Raw genomic sequence first — 23,300 nt, 5'->3', positions numbered from 1 at the left:
TGCGCCGTGAGCACCGGAGCGTGTTCGGTTACCCCAAGCGCGAGGCCGCCTCGGTCGCACTGCGGACGGTCACGGACTGGCTCGAAGCGCACCTGGGCCGTTTCGACCGCATCGTGTTCGCCGTGTTCGGGGAGGACGACGAACTGGCCTACCGGCATGCCCTCGGCCACGGCGCTCGGCCTTGATCCGACGGGCGCCGTCGCAGCTTGGGGCCGCTCATGCACCGGCACCCGAACGAGGGACGCTCGGCCGTCGACCGCATCCGGTACCGCTCCAGGGGGCGAAATCTCATCGCCCGTACGCATGCCCCACCCGGCGGAAGGCTTCCTGCCATGTCCACCCCGCACTGGCTCTTCGGCGACCAGCTCGGCCCGCATTTCCTCACTCCCGCCGGTGAACAGGGCCCCGAGCACGGGGCGCCTGTGGTGATGATCGAAGCGAGGTCGGTCTTCCGGCGCAGGCGTTTTCACCGCGCCAAGGCCCACCTGGTGCTCTCGGCGATGCGGCACCGCGCGGCGGAGCTGGGTGAGCGCGTGACCTACGTGCGGGCGGAGACCTATCGCGAGGGTCTGCGCCGGGCGGTGGACGACGCCCCGGTGACCGTGTGCCACCCCACCTCGTACGCGGCGCTGCGGCTGGTGCGCTCCTTGCCGGGGGTGCGGGTTCTGCCCGCCCGAGGCTTCCTCGTCGCGCACGGGGAGTTCGCCGGGTGGGCCGGGGAGCTCGGTGGGCGGCGGCTGCTCCAGGAGAACTTCTACCGCTGGGTGCGTGAGCGGCACGACCTGCTGATGGACGGTGGCAGCCCGGCCGGGGGCCGGTTCAACCACGATCACGCCAACCGCGAGCCGCCGCCGCGCGGTGCCACCGCACTGGAGGTGCCCGGACCGTACCGGCCGCGGGAGGACGACATCGACGCCGAGGTGCGTCAGGACCTCGACCGGTGGGAGCGCGAGGACGGGGTGCGGTTCGTCGGTCGGGACGGCCCCCGCCGCTTCCCCGCCACCCGGCGCGAGGCCCTGTCGGCGCTGCGCCGCTTCGTGGCGCACCGGCTGTCCGCCTTCGGACCGTACGAGGACGCGATGCTGGCCGGCGACCCGGTGATGGCCCACAGTCTGCTGTCGTCCTCGATGAATCTGGGGCTGCTGCACCCCGCCGAGTGCGTGGAACGCGCCGAGCGCGCCTGGCGGGAGGGCACCGTCCCGGTGAACAGTGCCGAGGGGTTCGTCCGGCAGGTCGCGGGCTGGCGGGAGTACGTCTGGCAGCTGTACTGGCACTTCGGCGAGGACTACCGGCACGGCAACGCTCTCGGGCACTCGCGAGGACTGCCGGCCTACTTCAGCGAACTCGACGCGGACGCGGTCACCGCCCGCTGTCTGTCCGAAGCGCTCGCCCAGGTCCGGGACACCGGATGGACGCACCACATCCCCCGCCTGATGGTGCTGGGCAGCCACGCGCTGCAGCGCGGGTGGGACCCGGCCGCCGTCACCGACTGGTTCCACCGCTGCTTCGTCGACGGCTACGACTGGGTGATGGTGCCGAACGTGGTCGGCATGTCCCAGTACGCGGACGGCGGCCGGATGACCACCAAGCCTTACACGTCCGGGGGCGCCTACATCCACCGCATGAGCGACCTGTGTGACGGCTGCGCCTTCCGGCCCACCGACCGCACCGGCCCGCACGCGTGCCCCTTCACCGCCGGGTACTGGGCTTTTCTGCACCGGCACCGGCACCGGTTGTCCGGCAACGCCCGCATGCGGCGCGCGGTGCAGGGTCTGGAGCGGCTGGGCGACCTCGACGAGGTGCTGCGCCAGGAGCGGCACCGAGGGGACGAGCCGCCGTGACCAGGCCGCGTGGCGGTGGGGTCCGCGGCGGTGGCGGGATCGCTGGGTGCGCTGGGTGTCACGGCGCTCGCGACACCCGCGCAGGCCACACCCGCAACGATCAACACCGACCAGGTGATGGCCACCACCGATCGCGCGACCCACGCCCCGAACCAGCGCGGAACCTGGGCAGGTGGTGCAGGTCCGCCATGAGGAGCATGTTCTCCTCGCCGGTGATCGGGCCGTCCACGGCGGAGAACTGGCCGGTGACACCGATCGCGGCCCGCACGGACCGCGGGTCGGTGGCGAGGTCGTGGCCGCCTACCCGGATGTCACCGGCGTCGGCGATGATCAGGGTGGAGAGGATCTTGACGGCGGTGGTCTTGCCTGCGCCGTTCGGGCCGAGCAGGGGGGCGAGACCGTGCCCGTTGCCACGTGCAGGTCGATGCCGTCGAGGACGGACTTGTTCCCGAAGGACTTCCGCAGCGCCGTGGCGGCGATGGCGGAGATGTGGGTCGTTGTCGTCATGCCCCGGAGTCTGCGGGGCGCCGCGTTCAACGGCCTGTCAGCGCAGTTTCATCCCTCCTCGCCGGCCGGCCGCACCCGCCGCTCGACGTCCGTCCCGGCCTCCAATTCATCGCGCTGCACGGCACTTTCGCTGCACAGCACTGTCAGGGGGCCGCTCGAGACCCGGTGCCGGTTTCGAGAGATGGTGCTCGAACTTGAGGGGACTCGTCAGGGCCGAGGTTTCTTGTGGGAACCTGAACCTGATCGTCGAGGGAGCCTGCCATGCCCACCGCCCCGCACATCGCACTCGACTCGCCCGCGGCCGTCGACGGGCGCCATATCCGTGCCGTGACCTTCCAGTCCGTACGGATGGAGTACCTGCGGCGCGTGCTCGGGGAGCTGAGCCTCGCGGCGGCCGGCAGCCGGGCGCTCGTCGTCGGCAGCGGGCGCGGCCTTCTGGCCCGCGGTCTCGCCCGACTCGGGTTCGAGGCCGTGGGAGCCGATCCGTCCCCCGCCGCCACGGCCCTCGCCCTGGACACGGACGGCGGACTGGGCGTCACGTACCTCACGACGCCTGCCGAGGAACTCGACCTCGCGGACAGCTCTTTCGACCTCGTGTACTGCGCCGACACCCTCGAGATCACCGAACGGCCGGATGCGGTCCTCAAGGAGGCGGCACGCGTGCTGCGCCCCGGTGGTGCTTTCGTCTACGACACGGTGAACCGCACCCCCGTGTCCCGTCTTGTCTACCTCGGCGCCTTCCAGACCGTCCCGAGCACACGGATCATGCCCCGGGGCCGCTACGCCGCTCACCGGCTGCGCCGCCCCGTCGAGCTTGCCGAGTCCCTCGACCGGGCGGGACTGTCCGCAAAGGACGTCTCGTCGTTCAAGCCGCGCGACGTACGCAGTCTGGTGCGCGCGACGCGCGGGCGCCGGCGGGGCACGCTGACCGATGATCAGCTGCCGGAGCTCGTCGGCATGGTGCTCGAGCCGGAGAGCAGGCCGGTCGTGACGTACCTGGGATACGCGGTCCGCCGGGCATGAGGGTGCGCGCCGCGTAGGGCACGGAACGTTCCGGGGAACGGGACCGCAGCGGCCTGGACACCGGCGGGCGGAAGCGCCTGAGTACGCGTACTCACACTGTCCGAGCTGTCCGCCCCTGCTGCCCGCGGGCCGGTCGCAGCCACACTGGACCGCCTTGTCCCCGTACGAAGAGGTTCCGATGGCCCGTGCCCTCAGTCTGCGTTCCGCCACAGCCGGCGACATGTCCTGGATTCATGAACTGCGGCACCGCGTCTACGCGCAGGAGTTGGGCCAGCACGTGCCCAATGCCGAGGGGCGGCTGGTCGACGGGCTGGACGGCGACAACGTCTACCTGGTCGCGGCACGGGGTGCGGATCGTGCCGGGTTCGTGAGCGTGACGCCGCCGTGGGCCGGCCGGTACGGGCTGGACAAGTACCTGAGCCGGGCGGAGCTCCCGCTCCTCGACGAGGCCGACGTCTTCGAGGTGCGGCTGCTCACCGTCGAGCCCGACGCGCGGGTGGGCGCGGCAGGCGCACTGCTGATGTATGCGGCGCTGCGCTGGATCGCGTCCCGGGGCGGGCGGCGGGTGGTGGCGATGGGCCGTGCCGACCTGGTCGGCATGTACCGGGCGGCGGGTCTGCGTCCCGTCGGCCGTACCGTCCGCAGCGGGGCGGTCGACTTCGAAGTGCTGACGGGGGAGGTGGCGGAACTGTCGCGGTGTGCCGCAGGGCGGCATGCGGCGACCCTGGCCCGGTTGGCGGCCGGGGTGGACTGGCAGCTGGACACGCCGTTCGCGCCCCGGCCGGACGGCTGCGAGCACGGTGGGGCCTCGTTCACCGCGGTGGGCACGGACTTCCGCACGCTCGAACGGCGTCACGAGGTGGTCGCGGCCGACGTGCTCGACGCCTGGTTCCCACCGGCCCCCGGGGCGCGCGCCGCCCTCGCCGAGGACGTGGGGTGGGTCGCCCGCACCTCACCACCGACCGGTGCGGAGGGCTTGCTCGCGGAGGTCGCCGCGGTCCGCGGCCTGCCCCCGGGGACGCTCGCGGTGGGCGCCGGCTCTTCCGACCTGATCTTCCGGGCCTTCGGCCGGTGGCTGACATCGACGAGCCGGGTTCTGCTGATGGACCCCGGGTACGGCGAGTACGCCCATGTCACGGAGCGGGTGATCGGCTGCCGCGTGGACCGGTTTCGGCTGCGGCGCGACGAGGGCTGGCGCATCGATCCGGTCAGGTTGTCGGCGGCCGTCGTCGACGGGGCGTACGACCTTGTGGTCGTGGTCAACCCGAACAACCCGACCGGCCGCCATGCACCGGCCGCCGAGCTGCGTGAGGTGATCACCGCTGCCCCGGCCCGGACGCGGTGGTGGATCGACGAGGCGTACCTCGGCTACGTCGATCCCGCCGAGTCGCTCGCCCCGTTCGCCGCGCGGGACCCGCGCGTGGTGGTCTGCACCTCGATGTCGAAGACGTATGCCCTGTCCGGCGTGCGGGCCGCGTATCTAGTGACCGAGCCGGGTACGGCGGCGGAGCTGAACAGGTGGACGCCGCCCTGGGCGGTCGGGCTTCCGGCCCAGCTCGCGGCCGTGGCGGCACTGCGCGACCCGGCGTACTACGCGACCGCGCTGCGGCGCACGCACGAGCTGCGCCGTCGGCTCGCCGCCGACCTGGCCGCGGTGGACGCCTCGGTCACGGTCGAGGAGTCGGTGGCCAACTTCCTTTCCCTGACCCTGCCGTGGGGCGGGCCGAGCGCCGCCTCTCTGGTCGCGGAGTGCCGGCACCACGGTGTGTACCTGCGGGACCTGTCGCCGCTGTCGTCGGCTTACGAGGGCCGCACCGTGCGCGTAGCGGTCCGCGACACCGGCGAGAACGGGCGCATCGTGGACGCCTTCCGGGCCGCCCTCGGTGAACTGCGCGCGCGTCCCTGCGCTGTGCCGGGCGTCGGGGCGGCTCAGTGACCTCGGTGGCCGCTCTGGTGCCGTGGCTGGGCGGCGCCCTGCTGGTGAGCGGCGTGGCGGTGGGGACGTCGCGGCGGCGGGAGTTGCTGGTCCGGTGGTGTGCGTGGGCCGTGGGTGTGCCGCTGGTGACCGCCGCGTTCTGGTGGGGGCGGCCTGGGATCGCCCTGCTCGCCGGAGTCGTCGCGGTGGTCGCGGTGCTGGAGTTCGGGGTGCTGGCTCGACTCCCGCGCGTCGACCGGGCGGTGCTCGCCGCGGCCGTCACGGGGTTGGTCGTCGCCGCGGCATCGGCGCCGGACCAGGTCTGGCGGGTGGGCGCCGTCGGGGCGCTCGCACTGGTCGCCGTACCGCTGGTGGCCGGCGATGCGGAGGACGGACTGCGACGGCTCGGCACCGGTCTGCTCGGCTTGGTCTGGCTGGGCGTGCTGGCCGTGTTGGTGCCGCTGGGGACGCTCGGCCTGGCGCTGTTCGCTGCCGTGTCGGTCGCCGACGTGGTGGCCTACTTCACCGGAAGGCGGCTGGGCGGGCCCCGGTTGTCGCCGCTGTCCCCGGCCAAGCGGTGGAGCGGCACGCTGTGCGGTGCGGCGGCGGGCCTCGCGGTACTCGCGCTGCTGTCGGCGTGGAGTTGGCCGGCGGCGGCCGCGGTGGCCGTCGGCGGACCGGCGGGTGACTTGGTGGAGTCCCTCGTCAAGCGCGGTGCCGGGGTCAAGGACTCGGGCCGGTGGTTGGCGGGAGCGGGAGGCCTGCTGGACCGGATCGACTCACTCGTCGGGGCGTTGGCGGTGGCCGTGGTGCTGGGGTGAGCGGCGGGCAGATCGAGGCTGAGGGGGCGGCCAAGCGACCGGGCCGTACTCTGCCGGGGTGGATGCGGTGCCGGTTTGTCCGTGCCCCCCTGCGGAATTGTCCGAGATCCGTAACGGAGGGATCCCCCAGTCGTCGTCCCTCGTCCTGTCAGGTGGCCGGGATCGGGCGAGGAACTTCGAAAGAGCGGGGCGGACATGGCGCGGCACGGTGGTGGGCGGGGCTGGTACGGCAAGGTCATCGGGGCGGCGCTCGGGGTGACGGTGCTCGCCACCGGCGCGTCGGTGTGGACCGCGCAGGCCGGCGCCACCGGCACGTCGGCACCGAACGCAACGGCCTCCGTCTCGCCCGCCGGTGACACCGAGCCGGTGGCCGTCAGCATCGCGCACGCCTCAGAGAAGGGGGCGCGTGGCGTCAACGTCACCATCGACGACGGCCCCGACCCCGTGTGGACCCCTCAAGTGCTCGACGTGCTGCGGGAGTACGGGGTGAAGGCCACGTTCTGCATGGTGGGAACGCAGGCGCAGGCGCACCCGGACCTCGTGAAGAAGGTCGTCGCGGACGGGCATCGGCTGTGCGACCACTCCGTGTCGCACGACACCGCCATGGACAAGAACTCCCACGCCTACCAGTCACGGCAGATCCTCGACGCCGAACGCATGATCACCAAGGCGTCCGGAGGTGTCCGGCCGATGTATTACCGGGCGCCCGGCGGAGCCTTCACCCCGTACAGCCGCAAGCTCGCCGCGTCCCGGGGGATGCGGCCGCTGGGCTGGAACGTGGACAGCAAGGACTTCGAGCGGCCCGGCACGGACGCCATCGTCGCCACCGTGGAGCGGGAACTGCCCAACGGGCCGACGCTTCTCTTCCACGATGCGGGCGGCGACCGGTCCCAGACCGTCGAGGCGCTGCGGCGGATCCTCCCCTGGCTCAAGGAGCAGGGCTACTCCTGTGGCTTCCCGGTGCGTTGAGCGGCCCTGCTCCGACATGCCGGGCCGGTAGTCCGGCCTTCTCCCGGATGCCGCCGACATCGCAGCGTACGAGTGGAATGTCGCCAAGCGTCTCGTGGGACGTGCTTCACGCTGCTCCCGCGTTGTCCAGCTGCAGTGCCGCACGCAGCCAGTCGTCCGCGGAGCCCGGGGTCGGCTGCGGGCGGCTGCCGGGCGGGGTCAGGACGACGGAGGCGAGTTCCCAGTACCGGTCCAGCCGTGCCTCGGCCGACAGACGGGTCGCCAGCGAGCGGCGGAACTCGTCGGTGTCACGGCTGCGGTAGGCGCTGGCGTACGCCGCGACGTAGGCGTCCAGGGCCTCGCCCGGCTGCGGGTCCTGTGCCCGGCGCACGTGTGGGGCTGCGAGTTCGAAGGCTTCGATGAGGCCCGCGTACAGCAGGACGGCACCGTCGGCCCCTGCTGCTCGGTGTATCTCCGGCTGGGGCTGCCGACCGCCTGGGCAGGGAGCCGTCGTCATCGCATGCAGGCGGGCGAAGGCGAGCACCTGGGACGGGTGCGGTTCGTCGGGCGGCTGGGGGACGGCCGCCTCCAGGAATGCCGCGGTTGCCGGGCGCGGCATCCGTGCCGGCAGCCAGGCGCGCCAGAACCTGGCCAGTGGTGCGGTGCTCGGCGGGGTGTTCAGCGAGCTGAGCAGCGTCAGCCGGCCGGCCCGCTGAGCCGGCGGGCAGTCCCGCACCAGTTGGAGTGCCGCTTCCCGCCAGCGCAGCGCCTTCAGCTCACTGCCGAGCTCTCGCAGACGGCTGTCCAGGGCGCCCTCCAATGCCCGGCCGGCTGCCTCCTGGTCTTCGAGGATGCGGCGTACCTGGGGCAGGGGCAGGTCAAGGGTGCGCAGGGAGCGGATCAGCTGGAGTCGTTCCAGCGCCTGGCGGCCGTAGCGGCGGTGTCCGCCACTGGTGCGGGCTGCTTCGGGCAGCAGGCCCTGGTCGGAATAGAAGCGGACGGTCTTCACGGTGGCACCGGCCCGCTCGGCGAGCTCCCCGATGCTCCACAAGTGCTCGTGCGAAGTGGACAGTTGAACCTCCCTCAGGGGGAGTTCCTACGGTACCTGGGCGCGGGCCGGGCAGACGCCGTCGCCCGCGGACGATGGCGTACGCGACCGGCGCGGCGTCATGGACGAGTCCGGGGAGGGCTTTGTGCGGGTGTTCATCATGGTGGCGGGTGTGTTCACCGGGGCTCATGTCTGGCAGGAGACGGCCGCGCGGCTGGTCGCGGCGGGCAGCGCGGCGCACGCGGTGCCGCTGACGGGCGTCGACCCGGCCCGGCCCGCCACCCCGGCGCACGTCGGTTTGGAGACGCACATCGAGGACGTGATCGCGGCGATCGACGCGGTGGACGTGACGTCCGGGCAGGAGATCGTGCTCGTGGGTCACGACTACGGCATCCATCCGGTGATCGGCGCCGCAGACAGGCGTGCGGAGCGCATCGCACGCGTGGTGTACCTGGACAGCGGGATACCGCAGAACGGTGTTCCGGCACTGGCCGCCGTGCCGGACCAGGCGCTTCGCGCGCTGCTGGCCGAACGCGCCGAGGCAGGCGAGCGGGAGGGCGTGCTTGCGCCACCGGCTCAGGACGAATGGGGACGCTGGGGCAGTACCGATGGTGTCGACGGGGCGTCCCTGGAGCGGCTGACCGCGTTGGCGGCCCCACAGCCGCTGGGCACCCTGCTGCAGCCGCTGCGGCTGACCGGAGCGGTCGCCGCGGTTCCCTTCACCGGCGTGCTGTGCGCCGGGAACGGCGCCAGTATCGGCCTGGTGCAAAGGCTCGTCGACTTCGGCGACCCCGCGCTGGCCGCCCTGACCCAACCTCAGGTCACCTTCTTCGAACTTCCCACCGGGCACTGGCCGATGCTGTCGTGTCCCGCCGCACTGGCAGACGTCCTGCTGCGGGCCGCGGCCGGTGAGGGGCACCGCCTGCGGCCGGTCGGCGACGATGCGCCGCCCGCTCACCTGCGCCCGTTCCCGCTGGACCTCCCCGAGCCGCCTCGCGACCGCCAGGGTCAAGTCGATCTGTACGTCCCCGACGGCGACGGCCCGCGACCGGCCGTGGTGTTCGTGCACGGTGGACCCGTGCCCGCCGGAGCGCGGCCGCGCCCGCGTGAGTGGCCGACCCTGGTGGGCTACGCCCGCTTGGCCGCCGCCGAAGGCATGATCGGCGCAACCCTCGACCACGGTCTTCACGACATCGCGGACTACGAACGGGCCGCCGCGGACATCGCCGCCTCGGTGGAACTGGTGCGGGCCGACGCCCGGGTGGACGCCGACCGGATCGCCCTGTGGTTCTTCTCCGGCGGCGGCCTCCTCACCGCGGACTGGCTCACCCGGCCTCCCGCCTGGCTGCGCTGCCTGGCCGCCTCCTACCCCATCCTCGCCCCCCTTCCCGCCTGGGGAATGGCAGGCAGCCGCTTCCACCCCGCCAGGGCGGTCGACGAGGCGGGGCCCCTGCCTGTCGTCCTCCTCCGTGCCGGGCGGGAGGCACCCGAGATCGCCGCGACCGTGGAAGCGTTCGTGACCGCGGCCGAGAAGTGCGCAGCGCGACTCGAAGTGGTCGATGTCCCCAACGGCCATCATGGGTTCGAAACCGTGGACGCACCTGAGGAAACGGTCCCGGCCCTGCGGCATGCGATGCGCTCGGTGGTCGCCCACCTGACGGGGTGAGTCCCCACCCTCGGCGATGCGCCGGCTCGCCGGCTGCACATGGGGAGGTCTTCGTTCCGGGCATGGTGGCACCCCGGGGGCGGTGAAGCGTGGAGGGCCGGATGCCACGGCGGGCGCCGGCCCGGACTTCGCCGCGTCTGCGGTCTCCCCCCGGAACCATGGTGGCGCTAACTCCACCCCCGTCAGGGGGTGGACGTCATTATGCCGGCGGAGAATGCTCTGGATACTGAGCCTCATGACCACATCGATGGCGCCGCAGATGGACCCGCCGACGCGAGGAGAACGACAGCAGCAGAACAAGGGAAGTGACTTCTCTGAATTGTCTCGGCGGATAGCCGAGGCCGGACTTCTCCGGCGTCGTCCGCTGTATTACACCGTCCGTTTCGGACTGGTCGCCCTGGCTCTCGCGGGGTGTGTCGGCGCATTCGTCGCACTGGGCGACAGCTGGGGCCAGGTGTTCGTCGCCGTCGCCCTGGCCGTGGTCTTCGGTCAGCTCGGGCTGGCCGCCCACGACCTCGCCCACCGACAGGTCTTCTCCCGTCGGCGGTCCAGCGAGGTGGGGGGACTGCTGGTCGCCGACCTGCTGCTGGGCATGAGCTACGGGTGGTGGATGAACAAGCACACCCGGCACCACGCCAACCCCAACCACGAGGAAAAGGACCCGGACGTCTCGCCGGACATCCTCGTCTGGTCGCGCCGACAGGCGCGCGCGGCCCGGGGTTTGCCGCGTTTCGTCGGAAAGCACCAGGCCGCGCTCTTCTTCCCGCTGTTGACCCTGGAAGGGCTGAATCTGAGCTTCAGCAGCTTTCGAGCTCTGAAGAGTCCCTCGATGAAGAGGCCCGCACTCGAAGGCGCGCTCCTGGTGGCGCATTTCGTGGTGTACTTCGGCGGCCTGTTCACCGTCCTCTCCCCCGCCAAGGCACTCCTTTTCCTCGCCGTCCACCAAGGCCTGTTCGGGATCTACCTCGGTTCGGTGTTCGCGCCCAACCACAAGGGGATGCCGATGATCGAGGAGGGGAGCAGGCTGGACTTCCTGCGCCGCCAGGTTCTCACCTCGCGCAACGTCAGGGGCGGCGCACTGGTCGACGCCTTCATGGGCGGGCTCAACTACCAGATCGAGCACCACCTCTTCCCCAGCATGCCGACACCCGCACTGGCCAGCGCCCAGGTCATCACCGAGCGGTACTGCGCGGAGTTGCGCATCCCCTACCACCAGACGGGACTGATCGCCTCGCACCGGGAGGCGCTGCGCCATCTCAGGAGCGTCGGCGAGCCGCTGCGCGCCCCGGCGGAGGGCTGACCCGCCGGACCGCCCGGCTGTGACCCTCCGCAAGCGGATGGTGGAATCCGCAGAGCGCCCCGCCCTCTCATTCCGTCCGACCGGCTCGGGCAGCGGTGAAAGCCAGCAGGGGCGTGGCCGTCCGTGAGGGATCTTCGAGCAGGGGCGAGTGCCCAAGCGGGGGAAGCTGCTGGAGAAGCTACTCAGGCCGCGCCTCGGCAGCCTGCCGCGCCCCGTGGTAGCCAACGTCGGTGAGCCCTTCCGCCCGGGCGCCGGAGCGGTCGTGGCGTGGAACAGTGGAGACGAGGAGACACGGCGCCCTGGAGGGTGTGGGCCGGACGAAGGAGGCCGGGATGCGTCCCCCTGTTCTGGCGGGCATCGACGGATCCGAGTGTGCGGCGGCAGCGGCCGAGTGGGCGGCGCGGGAGGCCGCTCTTCGCGGTGTTCCGCTACGGCTGCTGCAGGTGGCTCCGCGGCTCTCCGGCCCCACTGTTCCGGGCCCGGCGCTGGAACGCCTGCACCTGATGGGCGCCCGGGTGGTCCAGCGGACGGTCGAGGACCTCGCCGGCCGCTACCCGGACCTCGAAGTGACGGGCGAGCAGGCGGACGAGCCGCCCGCCGTCGCTCTTCTCGGCGCCGCCCGCGATGCCGGACTCCTCGTCGTGGGCACGCGCGGAACAGGCGGTTTCCAGGATCTGGTGGTCGGCTCGGTCGCCCTGCGGACGGCAGCAGCGGCCCCCTGCCCCGTCGTACTCGTCCCCCGCCCCACCAGCACCTTCGCCGGCGGAACGGCTGCGCCTCGCGGCACCGGCATCGTCGTGCTGGGCTTCGACGCCCACCGGCCGGCCGGCGAGGCGGCCGACTTCGCGTTCAGGACGGCCGACACGCGCACGGCCCGCCTGCGCGTGGTGCAGGCCTGGGCCCTTCCCGCGGAATCGGTCTCCCCGCGCTCCTTCGTGGTGACCGAGGAAGACCGCGCCACCTGGGAAGACCAGGAGGTGCTGGGGCTCTCCGACGCACTGCGTCCATGGCAGGAGAAGTACCCGCGGGTGACGGTGTCCACCGACCTCATGCTGCTGCACGCCGCGGAAGCGCTCCTGAACGCCTCCCGGAGAGCGGACCTGCTCGTCATCGGGCGCCGCACCGACCCGAGGGCGGCCGAGGGGCGGCTGGGCCCGGTCGCCCATGCCGTGCTGCACCATGCCCGTTGTCCGGTCACGGTCGTACCGCACGGAGACTGACGACTCAGCCGAAGAACACCTCGAACTCGTCGTACAGCGACGGCTCCACCACCTTGTTCTCCGCCGTGGCGTCCGCCAAGGACACGCGGACGATGCGTGTGCTCTCGAGAGCGACCATGCAGCCGAAGTCCCCGTCCTTGACGGCCTCGATCGCGTGCAGCCCGAAGCGGGTGGCCAGCCATCGGTCGAAGGCACTCGGGGTGCCACCGCGCTGGATGTGCCCCAGCACCGTGGTGCGGGCGTCCTTCTCGGTGCGTGCCGAGATCTCCTGGGCCAGCCATTCACCGATGCCGGAGAGTCGTACATGACCGAACTCGTCCAGCGACTGGTCCTTGACGATCAACTGCCCTTCCTTGGGGACGGCACCTTCGGCCACGACGACGATCGGCGCGTAGTTGATCTGGAACCGGCTCTTCACCTGCTCACAGACCTGTTCGATGTCGAAGGGCCGCTCCGGGATGAGGATCACGTTGGCGCCGCCCGCGATGCCGGCGTGCAGGGCGATCCAGCCGGAGTGCCGTCCCATCACTTCCACGACCAGGGCTCGCATGTGTGACTCGGCGGTGGTGTGGAGGCGGTCGATGGCCTCTGTCGCGATGCCGACGGCGGTGTCGAAGCCGAAGGTGTAATCGGTGCCCGTGACGTCGTTGTCGATGGTCTTCGGCACGCCGACCAGATCGATGCCCTGTCGGCTGAGCTCCATGGCCGCCCCCAGAGTGTCCTCTCCGCCGATGACGACGAGCGCGTCCACATCGTGCGCGGCGAGGGTCTCCCGTACACGCTGCATCCCGTTCTCGTGCTTGAACGGGTTCGTTCGGGAGGAGCCGAGGATGGTCCCGCCCCGGGGAAGGATCCCCCGGACGCTGGAGATGTCCAGGGGGACGACATCGTTCTTGAGCAGACCCAGCCAGCCGTCGCGGATCCCGACGAAGTCGAACGAGTAGTCCTGGACACCCTTGCGCACGACACTGCGGATCACGGCGTTGAGGCCGGGGCAGTCCCCGCCACCGGTCAGCACTCCGACCTTCATGGGTTTTCTCCCGTCCGCCGCACACGCTGCCCGCCGGCGCCCCTCGCGACGGCCGTGGCCGACCAGAGGGCAGGAACCGCCGCCTCGCTTACAGCGTCCCTCTCTTCCGTCCACGATGGCCACTCGAAGGACGCCCGCCCGGAAGGCGACGATGATTTCGTCGCGGAGTCGCGGAGTCGCGGAGTCGCGGAGTCGCGGAGTCGCGGAGTCGCGGAGTGGTGAGGGGCGTGCTGTCCTGATGTAGTACGCAGGGAGTGCACCGATGCGGCATTTCCGGACTTCCGTCCTCGTCTCCGTGCGGTCGCCCGCCCCCACCGGGTCGGGCGGTGGGTTGCTGCCGGCGCGGGAACTCGCGGTCGCCTGGTCGCTGGTCGTCCTGATCACGGTGCCCGCCTGGGTGCTGACCGTCGGGCAGGCCCGGGGCATGGGCGTCGAGCCCGGCACGATGGGGCTGGCGCTGCCCCTCTTCCTTCTGCTGTGGCTGGCGATGATGGCGGCCATGATGCTGCCGTCCATGGCGCCGGTGGCCCTCACCTGGGTACGGGGGCTCGTGCGCCGGTCGTCCGGGTGGAGCCGGGCGGGGCACATCGTTGAGTTCGTGGGCGGGTATCTGCTGGTGTGGACGGCCTTCGGGCTGCTCGCCTACGTCGCTCTGGACTTCACCGGTGACCTGGTGGCCGAGCAACCTACGGCGGGACGCTGGATCGGAGCGGGGGCCTTCCTGCTGGCGGGCCTGTACCAACTGGGCCCTCTCAAGAACGTCTGCCTTCGGCACTGCCGAGACCCCATGAGCCAGCTGGTGCGCTACGCCGGGTTCCGGCAGCCCGCCCGCGAGCTGCGGGTGGGCCTCCACCATGGTGGGTACTGCGCCGGTTGCTGCGCGGGGCTGATGGTCGTCCTCATACCGCTCGGCGTGATGAACGTGGCGGTGATGGCCGGGCTGGCGGTGGTGATCTTCGCGGAGAAACTGTGGTCGCGGGGGCCCTTGCTCGCGGGAGTGGTGGGTGTGGTCTTCCTCGTCCTCGCCGTGCTTGCGCCGTTCCAGGACTGGCTGCTGCCGGGGCTGCAGGAACCTGCGCCTTCGATGAGCGACATGTGAGCACCTGCGGCAAGCTGGGAGAGAGGCCGCCTCGCGATCCGCGTGCGGGCTCGGGACATGCGGTCTCGCCACTCCGATGGAGCTCCCTCGGGCTCGACGGGAGGGATGCGAGATGACGGAACAGATCAGCGCCGGGACCAGCTGGCATCTGGTGGGCGACTGGTTCGACGTGTGCAAGTGCGCCATACCGTGCCCCTGCACGTTCGCGCAGGCTCCGACCTACGGGGACTGCGAGGGCGTGCTGGTCTGGCACATTCGTGAGGGCAACTACGGCGACGTACGCCTGGACGATCTCAACGTCCTGATGCTGGGCGCCTTCGTGGGCAACGTCTGGGCCGGCGAGCACAGCGACGCGTACGCCGCGGTCTTCCTCGACGAACGCGCCGACGACCGGCAGCGCGCCGCACTCGCAACCGTCTTCGGCGGTGAGGCCGGGGGCTGGCCGGCACGGTTCGGGGAGATGCTCCGCCCCGAGATGCGCGGCATGGACTTCGCACCGATCCGTGTGGAGATCGACGAGGACCTCGCCACCTGGAGAGCCGAGATCCCCGGCCGGGTCACGGCCACCGCCGAAGCGCTCGCCGGCCCGACGACACCGCAGGGCGCCCGCGTCCAGGTCCACAACGCTCCGGGCGCCGAGGTAGGGCCGGGCCAGGTCGCCACCTGGGGACGGGCCACCACGGACCGCGCCGACGCTTTCGGCTTCTCCTGGGAACGCTCGGGAAAGTCGAGCAAATACTTCCCCTTCGACTGGACCGGGCCCGACTGAGCGCGAACAGTGCGGCGAGAAGCCCGGCTTCCGGTTCCAGCGCTCCGGCTGCCGGAGGCGCGAAGGTCGACCTCGGCCTTAAGCCGTCAAGGGTGCCGGCACACACGGCGTCCCGGACGAGCGACCAGAGGAGGACATCCGCCCCACCAGCTTCCCGATCGCTTCACCATCCGGGCGGCAGCCACACCTCCCCGCCCTCGACGAGCCGTGGCCGCCGATGGCGCCACCATCGCCCGCCTCCGGGTTCCGCGCGGTCGGCACCGACTCCCAGCAGAGGCACGGTCGCACTGAGGTAACGAGCGTCGAGCTCTCTCAGCTCCGCCTCGCGAAGGGAGCGCACGGTTTCGGTCAGCATCGGCCATGCTTCGGCCAGCCAGTCCCGGCACTGCACGTCATGTCGGTACTCGAAGGCACTGTCCGCGTCGAAACCGTCCTCGACGTCCTCGACGAAGAACGCCCAGGCCTCCAGCATGGCGTTGAGCGTGACAACGCCGTATCGCCCGGCCAAAGCCTGCCCCGCGTGATGGATCGAGGCGTAGTCCTCCGGACTGAGCACTGGTGATTCCACACACGTGACCCTGCCAAGTTCCCTCTCGTCGTACAACCCGCGGAGGTCGCGCAGCGTCAAGTACTCGACGAGTGGCCTGGCTTGACTGCCCGCTCGGATGTAACAGAAGCTGTTGCGACAAGGAGGGGTGATGGCGGCGAACAGTCGATTGACCATCGCGACGCACGCGCTGGTCTGGCTTGCGCTGGCGCAGCGTCGCGGCCAGGAGCTTCTCACTTCGGAGCAGGTCGCGGCCAGCGTCAACACCAACCCCGTGATCATCCGGCGCAGCCTCGGTGATCTGCGGCGGGCCGGGCTCGTGGACGTCCGCCGCGGCGCCGGTGCGGGCTGGAGTCTGGCGCGTGAGCCCGAGGGGATCACCCTGCTCGAGGTGTATGACGCCGTCGATGCGCAACCACCGTTCGGCCTGCACCACACCGAGCCCAATCTGGAGTGTCCGGTCGGCCGGGGTATCCGGCCCGCCCTCAGCGGGGCCTACGGCCGTGTCGAGCAGGCCATACGGCGGGAGCTGGCAGACACCTCGATCGCCGACGTCCTGCGCGAGACGCTGACGAACCAGCCGACAGGCCGGTAGCCGGACAGTCGCCGTACCACTTGTTGTGACAAAGATTGTTTCAGCAATCGAAGGGGAGCAAGGCCTGTGGAAGCTCTACGGAGCCCGGTCGTCGAACTACGGCAGTACACGCTGCACTCAGGACAGCGAGACGTACTGATCGATCTGTTCGACCGGGAGTTCATCGAGTCCCAGGAGGCAGTGGGCGCGACCGTCCTGGGGCAGTTCCGGGACCTGGACGACCCCGACCGCTTCGTTTGGCTGCGCGGCTTCGAAAACATGTCGCGCCGAGCCGAAGTCCTGGAGAGCTTCTACGGCGGACCGGTCTGGCAGGCACACCGCGACGAGGCGAACGCGACGATGATCGACTCCGATGACGTGCTGCTGCTGCGGCCGGCTTCGGCGCGCGGCGGTTTCCCCGTGCCGGAAGGCGCCCGCCCGGCTCCCGGTGAGCGGGCGTCGTCGCCACCGTCGCTCGTCCTCGCGACGATCTGGTACGGCCACGGCCCGTTCGACGCACCGTTCGTCGAGTTCTTCGAGCAGCGCGTGCGCCCCGTGCTGGCCGAGGCCGGCGGCGAGCCACTGGCGTACCTGCGGTCGGAGCACGCCCCGAACACCTTCCCGGCGCTGCCGGTTCGGACCGACGACGAGGTCTTCGTATGGTGTGCGCGTTTCAGCGACGAAAGCCACCTCGACGACTACCGGAATCGCTTGCAGCATTCGGAACATTGGCGCGAGGAGGTGCTGCCGGCTCTTTCGGAACGGTGGGTCAGGGCCCCGCAACAGCTGCGGCTGGCACCTACCGCGCGGTCGATACTTCGGTGAGTTCCACGGCGCCAGTGGCAGTGTCGATCAGCCGACCTCCGCGGGTCGCGGGGGGGGTGGTACGGGCCTCGGCCTTCAGGGTGGCATCGCCGGGCCCATCCAGGGGACAGGTGTTCAGAAGTGCCGCGGCATCCGCTTCGACGGGCAGCGGGACCGTGTGGGAAGAGGGTGGGTGGTGTCCTGGACGTAGCCAGGTCTCCAGGGTCGTGAAGGCCGCGCGGTGGCACGGCGTGAGCGGGCGCAGGCGCCCCGGGTAGGTGTCCGCCAGGGCGTCCGTGTGGGTGCCGCCCTCGATGCGGTAGTAGCGATGCAGTGGGCTCCGGCCGGCCTGGCGCACCATACGGGCGTAGAGGTCGGAGTCCTGGGTGATCGGCAGCAGGACGTCCAGGGTGCCGTGCAGGGTGATCAACGGTTTGCCGATCCTGCCGGTCAGAGCGATCCTGTCCACAGCTGTGCGAACCTCGTCGGGACGCGCGGCGTAGTCGTAGTCGGCGTCACAGGCCGACGTGCCCGGCGCGCAGAAGGGCGTGCCCGCCTCGGTCGGGCCGTCGAAAGCGGGGTCCAGTTCCTCACGGTAGACGCGCTGGGTCAGATCCCAGTAGACCTTGTGGTGGTACGGCCAGAGGAACTCGGAGCCGGCCGGGAAACCGGCGCCATGCAGAGCCCTGCGCGCCGCGTCGGCTCTCTCACCCCCGGTGGCGAACACGGGGTAGTTGCGCAGCGCCTCGGGCAGGAAGTTCAGCAGGGTGGGACCGTCGGAGCGCCACAGTGTCCCCTCCCAGTCCACGCCCCCGTCGTAGAGACCGGGATGGTTCTCCAACTGCCAGCGCACGAGGTATCCGCCGTTGGACATGCCGGTCACCAGCGTGCGTGACGGCGGTCGGTGATAGTGCCGGGCGACCGTGGCGCGGGCGGCTCGGGTGAGCTGGGTGAGCCGGTCGTTCCATTCCGCGATGGCGTCGCCCGGCTTCCTGCCGTCCCGGTAGAAGGCCGGTCTGGTGTTGCCCTTGTCGGTGGCGGCGTAGGCATAGCCGCGGGAGAGCACCCAGTCGGCGATGGCCCGGTCGTTGGCGTACTGCTCCCGGTTGCCGGGGGTGCCGGCGACCACCAGCCCGCCGTTCCACCGGTCGGGCAGCCGGATGACGAACTGGGCGTCGTGGTCCCATCGGTTGTTGGTGTTGGTGGTGGACGTGTCCGGGAAGTAGCCGTCGATCTGAACGCCGGGGACCCCCTCCGGCACGGCCAGGCCCTGCGGGGTCAGTCCCGCCCAGTCGGCAGGGTCGGTGTGGCCCGAGGTCACGGTGCCGGCCGTGGTCAACTCCTCAAGGCAGGCGGCCCGTTGGTGTTCCGCCCCCGGTACGCGCAGGTGGGTGAGGCGTGTGCAGCGGCCACCGTCCGAGTTCACCGGTGCCAACGGGGTGGGCCCGGGTGCGAGTGTGAGGGCGGCCAGGGCGAGGGCCGCCGCCGGTCCACCGCGTCGCCAGGAACATGGCAGGGGGCGGAAAGAGGGACGCATGCGGGTACCTCCGCGGTCGCCTTCAGGGACGAACGGGAGGCTATGGCGCTGCTACATCACGGCATATGGGGCTGCCGAACACGATCCGGAGTCATGGCATAGCGGTCGGCACCACCGGACGCGGGCCGGGTCGACCGTGCCCCCAGGGCGCGGATCGACCGTGCCGCCCATGGGCACCAGCCTGAGCGCTCCTGCCATACACGGTCCTTCACGTGCCGGGAAATGTCCCGCCATCACACAGGTTCTCGCCACTCATGGCTGTCCCACCCATGCCGACGCCGGCTCGGAAACCCCGATGATGCACTCCTCACCGGTCACCGGTCCTGTCGGTACCGGCGAGCCCCCCCCACGCATCAGGAGGCAGTCGTCATGGAACAGTCGCGTCCTGCGTTCCGTTTCTCGCGGACCCTCGCCGGAAGCATGCGCCGTTGGGTCACCGCCGCCGGGGCTCTCGTCCTGACCGGCGGCCTGCTCGCCGTCAGCCCGCAAGCATCCGCCGCGGGTCTGGTCCAGGTCCCCGCGTTCGGCAGCAACCCGGGCAACCTGTCGATGTACACCTACGCACCCGACGCGCTGCCCGCCGGTGCCCCGTTGGTCGTCGCCCTGCACGGCTGCACGCAGAGTGCGAACGACTACTACGCGCACTCCGGCTGGCCCAAGTACGCCGACCGCTATGGTTTCGCGCTGGTCCTCCCCCAGACCAGCCGCTCCAACAACGCCACTTCCTGTTTCAACTGGTTCGAGCCGGGCGACAGCGGACGCGGTCTGGGTGAGGCGTTGTCGATCAAGCAGATGGTGGACAAGGCCGTCTCGCTGTACGGCGGCGACACCCGGCGCATCTACATCACGGGCCTGTCCGCGGGCGGCGCCATGACGGCGAACATGCTGGCCGCCTACCCCGACGTCTTCGCGGGCGGGGCCATCGGCTCCGGCCTGCCCGCCCGTTGCGCGAGCAGCGCGATCACGGCCTACACCTGTATGTACAGCCCGCCGGACAGGAGCCCGGCCCAGTGGGGGGACCTGGTGCGTTCCGCCGCTCCGGCCGGCACGACCTCCTGGCCGCGCGTGGCGATCTGGCAGGGCACCGCCGACACCACCGTGAAGCCCGCCAACGCCGTTGAGTTGCGCGACCAGTGGACGAACGTGTGGGGCATCGGCCAGACGCCGTCCCGTATGGAGAGCCTCGGCGGGGGTACCACGCTGACCGTGTTCGACGACGCCTCCGGCCGATCCGCCGTCGAGGTGTACTCCGTGCCCGGCATGGGGCACGGACTGGCCGTCGACCCGGGCAGCGGCGTCGAAGAGTGCGGCAGCGCCGGCAGCTACTACCTCGACACCATCTGCTCCAGCTACCACACCGCCCGCTTCTGGGGGCTCGACGGTGACGAGGACGCAGACATCCTGCCCGCACCCACAGGGCTGAGGGTCATGGCACCACCGACACCGCCGTCTCGCTGAGGCGGAAGCCGGTCGGCGGCGCGGCCTCGTACACGGTCTGTCACAGCGGTGCATCGGAAGCAGGTCCAGCCGCCGTGGCGACGGGGACGAGGTGCCGGACTGTGCCGGTGGGATCGAGCGCCGAGCTCGCGCAAAACCGTTGGTGGGACCGCGGCGACCGGTGCTACGTTTCCGGAGGCCGTGCGAGAGAACGAGGAGGTGGTACCCGTGAACGCAGAATCGACATGGGTGCTCCCCTCAGGGGTCACGGTCGGGCGGTAGGTCGCCCGGGAGCGCCGTTCCAGCGCACTCCCGAAAGGCACGACCATGCAGTTCACCACGGAACGGCGTCTCGACGACGGCGTCCTCGAGCGCGAATTCACCCTCGGCGAGATCCCCGGCACGCTGTGGACACCGGGTTCCACGCCGGCCCCACTGGTCCTGATGGCGCACAACAACGGCCTGCCCAAGGCCGATCCCCGGCTCGTGGCCCGGGCCGGGTACACCGCGGGACGCGGCTACGCGGTGGCCACCATCGACGCCGCCGGGTGCGGTGACCGTCCCCGCTCCGCCGCCGCCGAGCAGGCCCGTGGAGACCTCCGCCGGGCGATGCGGGCAGGCGAGCCGGTCGACGAGATGTTGGAGTCCTTCGTCGGGCCGCTGGTCGAAAACGCGGTCCCGGAATGGCAGACCACTCTGGATGCCCTTCTCGAGCTTCCCGAGATCGACGGCCGGGTCGGGTACTCCGGGGGGTGGACCGCCCTCGGCATTCGGCTGGCGGTGGCCGAGCCGCGCATCGCGGCCGCAGGCCTCTTCGCCGGCGGGTACGTGCCCCGCGCCCAGCGCGAGGAGGCCCGGCAGGTCACCATTCCGTTGCTGTTCCTCCTTCAGTGGGACGACGAGGGGAATCCCCGGCAACGGGCTCTGGACCTGTTCGACGCCTTCGGCAGCAAGGAGAAGACACTCCACGCCAATCTGGGAGGGCACACCGGCACTCCGTCGTTCGAGCTGGAGGACGGGTGCCGGTTCTTGGACCGGCACCTGAAGTGAGGCCGGGACGGCACCGGGCGTGGAGGAGCCCGTAGGAAGCAGGGGCCACCGCGGCCACACGCCCGAACCGTTCGGAAAGGTCGGCGACGAGCGGTGATGGGAGGAGCCGCCCAGGTGGATGAACAGCTCGCCGTTCATCCACCTGGGAGCTGCTGCCCGAGGTCGGTGGCCGAGCCCCACGCTGTGGCCTTCGGCCCGGGTCCCGCACTGCCGTTCCGTGGTGTGGGTGACGCTGGGTCAAGAGCTGCGTGGGGCCATCAAGCCGGACTCGTAGGCACGGACGACGAGTTGGGCGCGGTCGCGGGTTCGGAGTTTGGCCATGGCGCGATTGATGTGCGTCTTCGCGGTCAGCGGGCTGATCACCATATGGGCGGCGATCTCTTCGTTGGACAGCCCCTTCGCGACCAGGACCACGGCCTCGCGTTCGCGGCTGGTCAGCTCCTCCAGGCCTGTGCCGGCATCGGTGGGGAGTGGCTGGGTGACGTACCGGTTGATCAACTTGCGGGTGATCGAGGGAGCGAGCAGGGCATCGCCACGAGCGGCGACACGTACGGCGTGCAGGAAGTCCTCCGGCACGACGTCCTTGACCAGGAACCCGGTGGCGCCGGCGCGCAGGGCGTCGAGGACGTATTCGTCCAAGCCGTAGTTGGTCAGGATGACCACGTGCACCCCGGCCAGGGCCGGGTCCGCGGCAATGCGCCGGGTCGCCTCGATGCCGTCGACGACCGGCATCCTGATGTCGATGAGCGCGACGTCGGGCAGGTGCCTTTCGGCGAGTTCGAGGGCCTCTTCGCCGTCGGCGGCCTCGGCCACCACCTCGATGCCGTCCTCGAGATCGAGGAGCGCGCGGAATCCGCTGCGGATGAGGGGCTGGTCATCGACCAGCAGGACACGGATCATGAGGCCCGGTCCACGGGGAGTTCGGCCTGGACGGTGAAGCCTCCCCCGTCCCGTGGTTCGGCGCGCAGCCGACCGCCGAGGGCGGTGACGCGTTCGCGCATGCCGAGCAGACCGAGGCCGGGCAGCGGGGCGGTGGCCGACATCGCCTTGCCGTCGTCGTCGATGCGTATGGCGAGGGAATCCGGAAGACAGCTGATGCGGACCGCCGCGGTGGTGGCGTCGGCATGCCGGGCGACGTTGGTGAGCGCCTCCTGCACGATCCGGTAGACGGTCCGGTCCACCGCGGCCGGTACGTCGTGCTGCCGCCCGTCGATCGTCAGCGTGGTGTCGAGTCCCAACGTCCGGGAGTTTTCCACCAGGTCGTGGACTTCGTCGAGCCCGCGCGGCGGGGTCGTGTCGTCGTCGCGCAGCGCCTCCAGCGTGGCGCGCAGTTCCCGGCTGGCTTCGCGGCCGGCCTCCTGGATGGCCAGCATCGCTTCCGGTACCTGCTCGCCGAGTCTGCGGGCTACATGGACCGCGGCTTCGGACTGCACTTTGATCACGGAGATCTGATGAGTGAGCGAATCGTGCAGCTCCCGCGCGATGCGCAGCCGCTCCTCGTCGGCGCGCCGCCGCGCGGTCTCCTCCCTGGTCCGCTCGGCCTCCTCCGCCCGCCGCTCGGCCTGCCGTACGGCCTCCCCGGCGGCGAAGGCCGCGATCAGCCAGGCGATCTCGAGTACGCCGCCACCCCGCCCGAACGCTTCGCGCACCGGCTCGTCCCGGACGATGAGCGCGGTGAGGTGGAGAGCGAGCAGCAGGGCGAGGGACACCGCCACGGTGACGGCACGGTGTCCGGCCCGCACCGCGCCGTACACGGCGACCAGATAGGAGACGGCGAGCACGTCGAACCCGGCCGCCTGATACCCCACCGCGCTCAGTGCGGTGACGGTCAGGACCAGAAGGGGAGCGCGGCGGCCTGCCGCCAAGGCCAGCCCGCCGCCCGCCAGCAGCGCATAGCCGAGCAGGTCACTGTTCGCCGTGGAGCTCCCGGCGGACATCCCCCTGCCCACCTGCAGCGCCGCCACGCCGATGGCGACCGCGCAGTCGCGGACAGCGGCCGGGACCCCTGATCGTTCTCTGCCCATGCGCGCACCCTAGTCGGACGCCGTCACGGGCGAGTCCCGCTGACGAACGAGACGCCGACTACCGCGCCCGCGGTAGTCGCGGCTCGACTGCCGCAGCCGCAGGAGGCACCTGGACCTCCGGCAGCAGCGCGCATTGTCTG

At 71.0% G+C, this 23,300-nt stretch carries 21 protein-coding genes and 1 pseudogene; 15 read left to right on the top strand and 7 right to left on the bottom strand.

What is annotated here, in order from left to right:
• Positions 1 to 20 precede the first annotated feature (20 nt).
• Together FDO69_RS41315 and FDO69_RS23455 are read left to right on the top strand one after the other, a co-directional pair.
• Complete coding sequence (locus FDO69_RS41315; protein WP_159030641.1) at positions 21 to 185, top strand: macro domain-containing protein; 165 nt, start codon at positions 21 to 23, stop codon at positions 183 to 185.
• Between the two features lie 147 nt (positions 186 to 332).
• Positions 333 to 1,841: a cryptochrome/photolyase family protein gene (locus FDO69_RS23455; RefSeq protein WP_104781805.1), complete on the top strand. Its 1,509-nt coding sequence runs from the start codon at positions 333 to 335 to the stop codon at positions 1,839 to 1,841.
• A gap of 163 nt (positions 1,842 to 2,004) precedes the next feature.
• On the opposite strand, the pseudogene FDO69_RS23450 reads toward FDO69_RS23455, so the two are convergent.
• Positions 2,005 to 2,348 (bottom strand): annotated as a pseudogene (locus tag FDO69_RS23450) (ATP-binding cassette domain-containing protein); the annotation flags it as partial.
• A 261-nt stretch (positions 2,349 to 2,609) separates the two neighbouring features.
• Here FDO69_RS23450 and FDO69_RS23445 point away from each other — a divergent pair.
• From FDO69_RS23445 to FDO69_RS23430, 4 genes are all read left to right on the top strand, one after another.
• Positions 2,610 to 3,371: a class I SAM-dependent methyltransferase gene (locus tag FDO69_RS23445; RefSeq protein ID WP_104781804.1), complete on the top strand. Its 762-nt coding sequence runs from the start codon at positions 2,610 to 2,612 to the stop codon at positions 3,369 to 3,371.
• Positions 3,372 to 3,549: 178 nt separating this feature from the next.
• Complete coding sequence (locus FDO69_RS23440; RefSeq protein ID WP_104781803.1) at positions 3,550 to 5,307, top strand: histidinol-phosphate aminotransferase family protein; 1,758 nt, start codon at positions 3,550 to 3,552, stop codon at positions 5,305 to 5,307.
• Positions 5,304 to 6,107 (top strand): phosphatidate cytidylyltransferase, encoded by an 804-nt coding sequence (locus tag FDO69_RS23435; protein ID WP_170320932.1) that lies wholly within the window; start codon positions 5,304 to 5,306, stop codon positions 6,105 to 6,107. The genes FDO69_RS23440 and FDO69_RS23435 overlap by 4 nt, the downstream gene beginning before the upstream one ends.
• Positions 6,108 to 6,302: 195 nt before the next feature.
• The gene (locus FDO69_RS23430) at positions 6,303 to 7,076 is read left to right on the top strand and encodes a polysaccharide deacetylase family protein (RefSeq protein WP_104781802.1); all 774 of its coding nucleotides are present in this window, start codon (positions 6,303 to 6,305) and stop codon (positions 7,074 to 7,076) included.
• A gap of 106 nt (positions 7,077 to 7,182) precedes the next feature.
• On the opposite strand, the gene FDO69_RS23425 is transcribed toward FDO69_RS23430, so the two are convergent.
• On the bottom strand, positions 7,183 to 8,127 hold the full coding sequence (locus FDO69_RS23425) for a helix-turn-helix domain-containing protein (RefSeq protein ID WP_104781801.1): 945 nt from the start codon (positions 8,125 to 8,127) through the stop codon (positions 7,183 to 7,185).
• A gap of 121 nt (positions 8,128 to 8,248) precedes the next feature.
• Here FDO69_RS23425 and FDO69_RS23420 point away from each other — a divergent pair, with 121 nt between their 5' ends.
• The 3 genes from FDO69_RS23420 to FDO69_RS23405 all read left to right on the top strand — a co-directional run bounded on the left by FDO69_RS23420 (position 8,249) and on the right by FDO69_RS23405 (position 12,289).
• The gene (locus FDO69_RS23420) at positions 8,249 to 9,769 is read left to right on the top strand and encodes an alpha/beta hydrolase (protein ID WP_104781852.1); all 1,521 of its coding nucleotides are present in this window, start codon (positions 8,249 to 8,251) and stop codon (positions 9,767 to 9,769) included.
• A gap of 247 nt (positions 9,770 to 10,016) precedes the next feature.
• Positions 10,017 to 11,069, top strand: coding sequence for a fatty acid desaturase family protein (locus tag FDO69_RS23415; RefSeq protein WP_234388056.1), 1,053 nt, complete (start codon positions 10,017 to 10,019; stop codon positions 11,067 to 11,069).
• A gap of 332 nt (positions 11,070 to 11,401) precedes the next feature.
• Entirely contained in the window at positions 11,402 to 12,289 is an 888-nt protein-coding gene (locus FDO69_RS23405; protein WP_104781800.1) for a universal stress protein, read from the top strand.
• 4 nt (positions 12,290 to 12,293) lie between these two features.
• Here the strand turns inward: FDO69_RS23405 and FDO69_RS23400 are convergent, their stop codons facing one another.
• Positions 12,294 to 13,319, bottom strand: coding sequence for a 6-phosphofructokinase (locus tag FDO69_RS23400; protein WP_104781799.1), 1,026 nt, complete (start codon positions 13,317 to 13,319; stop codon positions 12,294 to 12,296).
• A 262-nt stretch (positions 13,320 to 13,581) separates the two neighbouring features.
• On the opposite strand from FDO69_RS23400, the gene FDO69_RS23395 reads away from it, so the two are divergent.
• Together FDO69_RS23395 and FDO69_RS23390 are read left to right on the top strand one after the other, a co-directional pair.
• On the top strand, positions 13,582 to 14,418 hold the full coding sequence (locus tag FDO69_RS23395) for a DUF2182 domain-containing protein (RefSeq protein WP_104781798.1): 837 nt from the start codon (positions 13,582 to 13,584) through the stop codon (positions 14,416 to 14,418).
• Positions 14,419 to 14,530: 112 nt separating this feature from the next.
• Positions 14,531 to 15,187 carry a DUF1326 domain-containing protein gene (locus FDO69_RS23390; RefSeq protein ID WP_104781797.1) on the top strand — a complete coding sequence of 219 codons (657 nt, stop codon included), beginning with the start codon at positions 14,531 to 14,533 and terminating at the stop codon, positions 15,185 to 15,187.
• 163 nt (positions 15,188 to 15,350) lie between these two features.
• Here the strand turns inward: FDO69_RS23390 and FDO69_RS23385 are convergent, their stop codons facing one another.
• Positions 15,351 to 15,755, bottom strand: a complete 405-nt coding sequence (locus tag FDO69_RS23385; RefSeq protein WP_138430151.1) for a hypothetical protein — start codon at positions 15,753 to 15,755, stop codon at positions 15,351 to 15,353.
• A 130-nt stretch (positions 15,756 to 15,885) separates the two neighbouring features.
• Here FDO69_RS23385 and FDO69_RS23380 point away from each other — a divergent pair, with 130 nt between their 5' ends.
• Both FDO69_RS23380 and FDO69_RS23375 read left to right on the top strand, forming a co-directional pair.
• A complete protein-coding gene (locus FDO69_RS23380; protein WP_104781795.1) occupies positions 15,886 to 16,329 on the top strand; it encodes an Rrf2 family transcriptional regulator in 444 nt (147 codons plus the stop codon).
• A 66-nt stretch (positions 16,330 to 16,395) separates the two neighbouring features.
• Entirely contained in the window at positions 16,396 to 17,133 is a 738-nt protein-coding gene (locus FDO69_RS23375) for an NIPSNAP family protein (RefSeq protein WP_104781794.1), read from the top strand.
• On the opposite strand, the gene FDO69_RS23370 is transcribed toward FDO69_RS23375, so the two are convergent.
• Positions 17,108 to 18,649, bottom strand: coding sequence for a 3-hydroxybutyrate oligomer hydrolase family protein (locus FDO69_RS23370; protein WP_104781793.1), 1,542 nt, complete (start codon positions 18,647 to 18,649; stop codon positions 17,108 to 17,110). The two genes, FDO69_RS23375 and FDO69_RS23370, sit on opposite strands and share 26 nt — an antisense overlap.
• Positions 18,650 to 19,018: 369 nt before the next feature.
• Between FDO69_RS23370 and FDO69_RS23365 the strand changes: the two genes are divergently transcribed.
• Positions 19,019 to 20,107, top strand: a complete 1,089-nt coding sequence (locus FDO69_RS23365; RefSeq protein ID WP_167526662.1) for an extracellular catalytic domain type 1 short-chain-length polyhydroxyalkanoate depolymerase — start codon at positions 19,019 to 19,021, stop codon at positions 20,105 to 20,107.
• 306 nt (positions 20,108 to 20,413) lie between these two features.
• Positions 20,414 to 21,136, top strand: a complete 723-nt coding sequence (locus FDO69_RS23355; RefSeq protein WP_104781792.1) for a dienelactone hydrolase family protein — start codon at positions 20,414 to 20,416, stop codon at positions 21,134 to 21,136.
• Between the two features lie 237 nt (positions 21,137 to 21,373).
• Here the strand turns inward: FDO69_RS23355 and FDO69_RS23350 are convergent, their stop codons facing one another.
• Both FDO69_RS23350 and FDO69_RS23345 read right to left on the bottom strand, forming a co-directional pair.
• The gene (locus FDO69_RS23350; protein ID WP_104781791.1) at positions 21,374 to 22,036 is read right to left on the bottom strand and encodes a response regulator; all 663 of its coding nucleotides are present in this window, start codon (positions 22,034 to 22,036) and stop codon (positions 21,374 to 21,376) included.
• Positions 22,033 to 23,160: a sensor histidine kinase gene (locus FDO69_RS23345; RefSeq protein WP_104781790.1), complete on the bottom strand. Its 1,128-nt coding sequence runs from the start codon at positions 23,158 to 23,160 to the stop codon at positions 22,033 to 22,035. Before FDO69_RS23345 ends, FDO69_RS23350 begins: the two co-directional genes overlap by 4 nt.
• Positions 23,161 to 23,300 lie beyond the last annotated feature (140 nt).

This window comes from Streptomyces tibetensis (assembly GCF_007655005.1).
Classification (GTDB): domain Bacteria; phylum Actinomycetota; class Actinomycetes; order Streptomycetales; family Streptomycetaceae; genus Streptomyces; species Streptomyces tibetensis.
Note: the sequence above shows the minus strand (reverse complement) of the source record. Positions and strands in the feature narration are given on the sequence as shown.

Excerpts from the sequence above, each read along its gene's own strand:
- FDO69_RS23400 (WP_104781799.1), bottom strand. The coding sequence starts at position 13,319 with ATGAAGGTCGGAGTGCTGACCGGTGGCGGGGACTGCCCCGGCCTCAAC.
- FDO69_RS23445 (WP_104781804.1), top strand. The coding sequence starts at position 2,610 with ATGCCCACCGCCCCGCACATCGCACTCGACTCGCCCGCGGCCGTCGAC.
- FDO69_RS23365 (WP_167526662.1), top strand. The coding sequence starts at position 19,019 with ATGGAACAGTCGCGTCCTGCGTTCCGTTTCTCGCGGACCCTCGCCGGA.
- FDO69_RS23355 (WP_104781792.1), top strand. The coding sequence starts at position 20,414 with ATGCAGTTCACCACGGAACGGCGTCTCGACGACGGCGTCCTCGAGCGC.
- FDO69_RS23345 (WP_104781790.1), bottom strand. The coding sequence starts at position 23,160 with ATGGGCAGAGAACGATCAGGGGTCCCGGCCGCTGTCCGCGACTGCGCG.
- FDO69_RS23380 (WP_104781795.1), top strand. The coding sequence starts at position 15,886 with ATGGCGGCGAACAGTCGATTGACCATCGCGACGCACGCGCTGGTCTGG.
- FDO69_RS23405 (WP_104781800.1), top strand. The coding sequence starts at position 11,402 with ATGCGTCCCCCTGTTCTGGCGGGCATCGACGGATCCGAGTGTGCGGCG.
- FDO69_RS23455 (WP_104781805.1), top strand. The coding sequence starts at position 333 with ATGTCCACCCCGCACTGGCTCTTCGGCGACCAGCTCGGCCCGCATTTC.
- FDO69_RS23390 (WP_104781797.1), top strand. The coding sequence starts at position 14,531 with ATGACGGAACAGATCAGCGCCGGGACCAGCTGGCATCTGGTGGGCGAC.
- FDO69_RS23430 (WP_104781802.1), top strand. The coding sequence starts at position 6,303 with ATGGCGCGGCACGGTGGTGGGCGGGGCTGGTACGGCAAGGTCATCGGG.
- FDO69_RS23395 (WP_104781798.1), top strand. The coding sequence starts at position 13,582 with ATGCGGCATTTCCGGACTTCCGTCCTCGTCTCCGTGCGGTCGCCCGCC.
- FDO69_RS23370 (WP_104781793.1), bottom strand. The coding sequence starts at position 18,649 with ATGCGTCCCTCTTTCCGCCCCCTGCCATGTTCCTGGCGACGCGGTGGA.
- FDO69_RS23350 (WP_104781791.1), bottom strand. The coding sequence starts at position 22,036 with ATGATCCGTGTCCTGCTGGTCGATGACCAGCCCCTCATCCGCAGCGGA.
- FDO69_RS23440 (WP_104781803.1), top strand. The coding sequence starts at position 3,550 with ATGGCCCGTGCCCTCAGTCTGCGTTCCGCCACAGCCGGCGACATGTCC.
- FDO69_RS23415 (WP_234388056.1), top strand. The coding sequence starts at position 10,017 with ATGGCGCCGCAGATGGACCCGCCGACGCGAGGAGAACGACAGCAGCAG.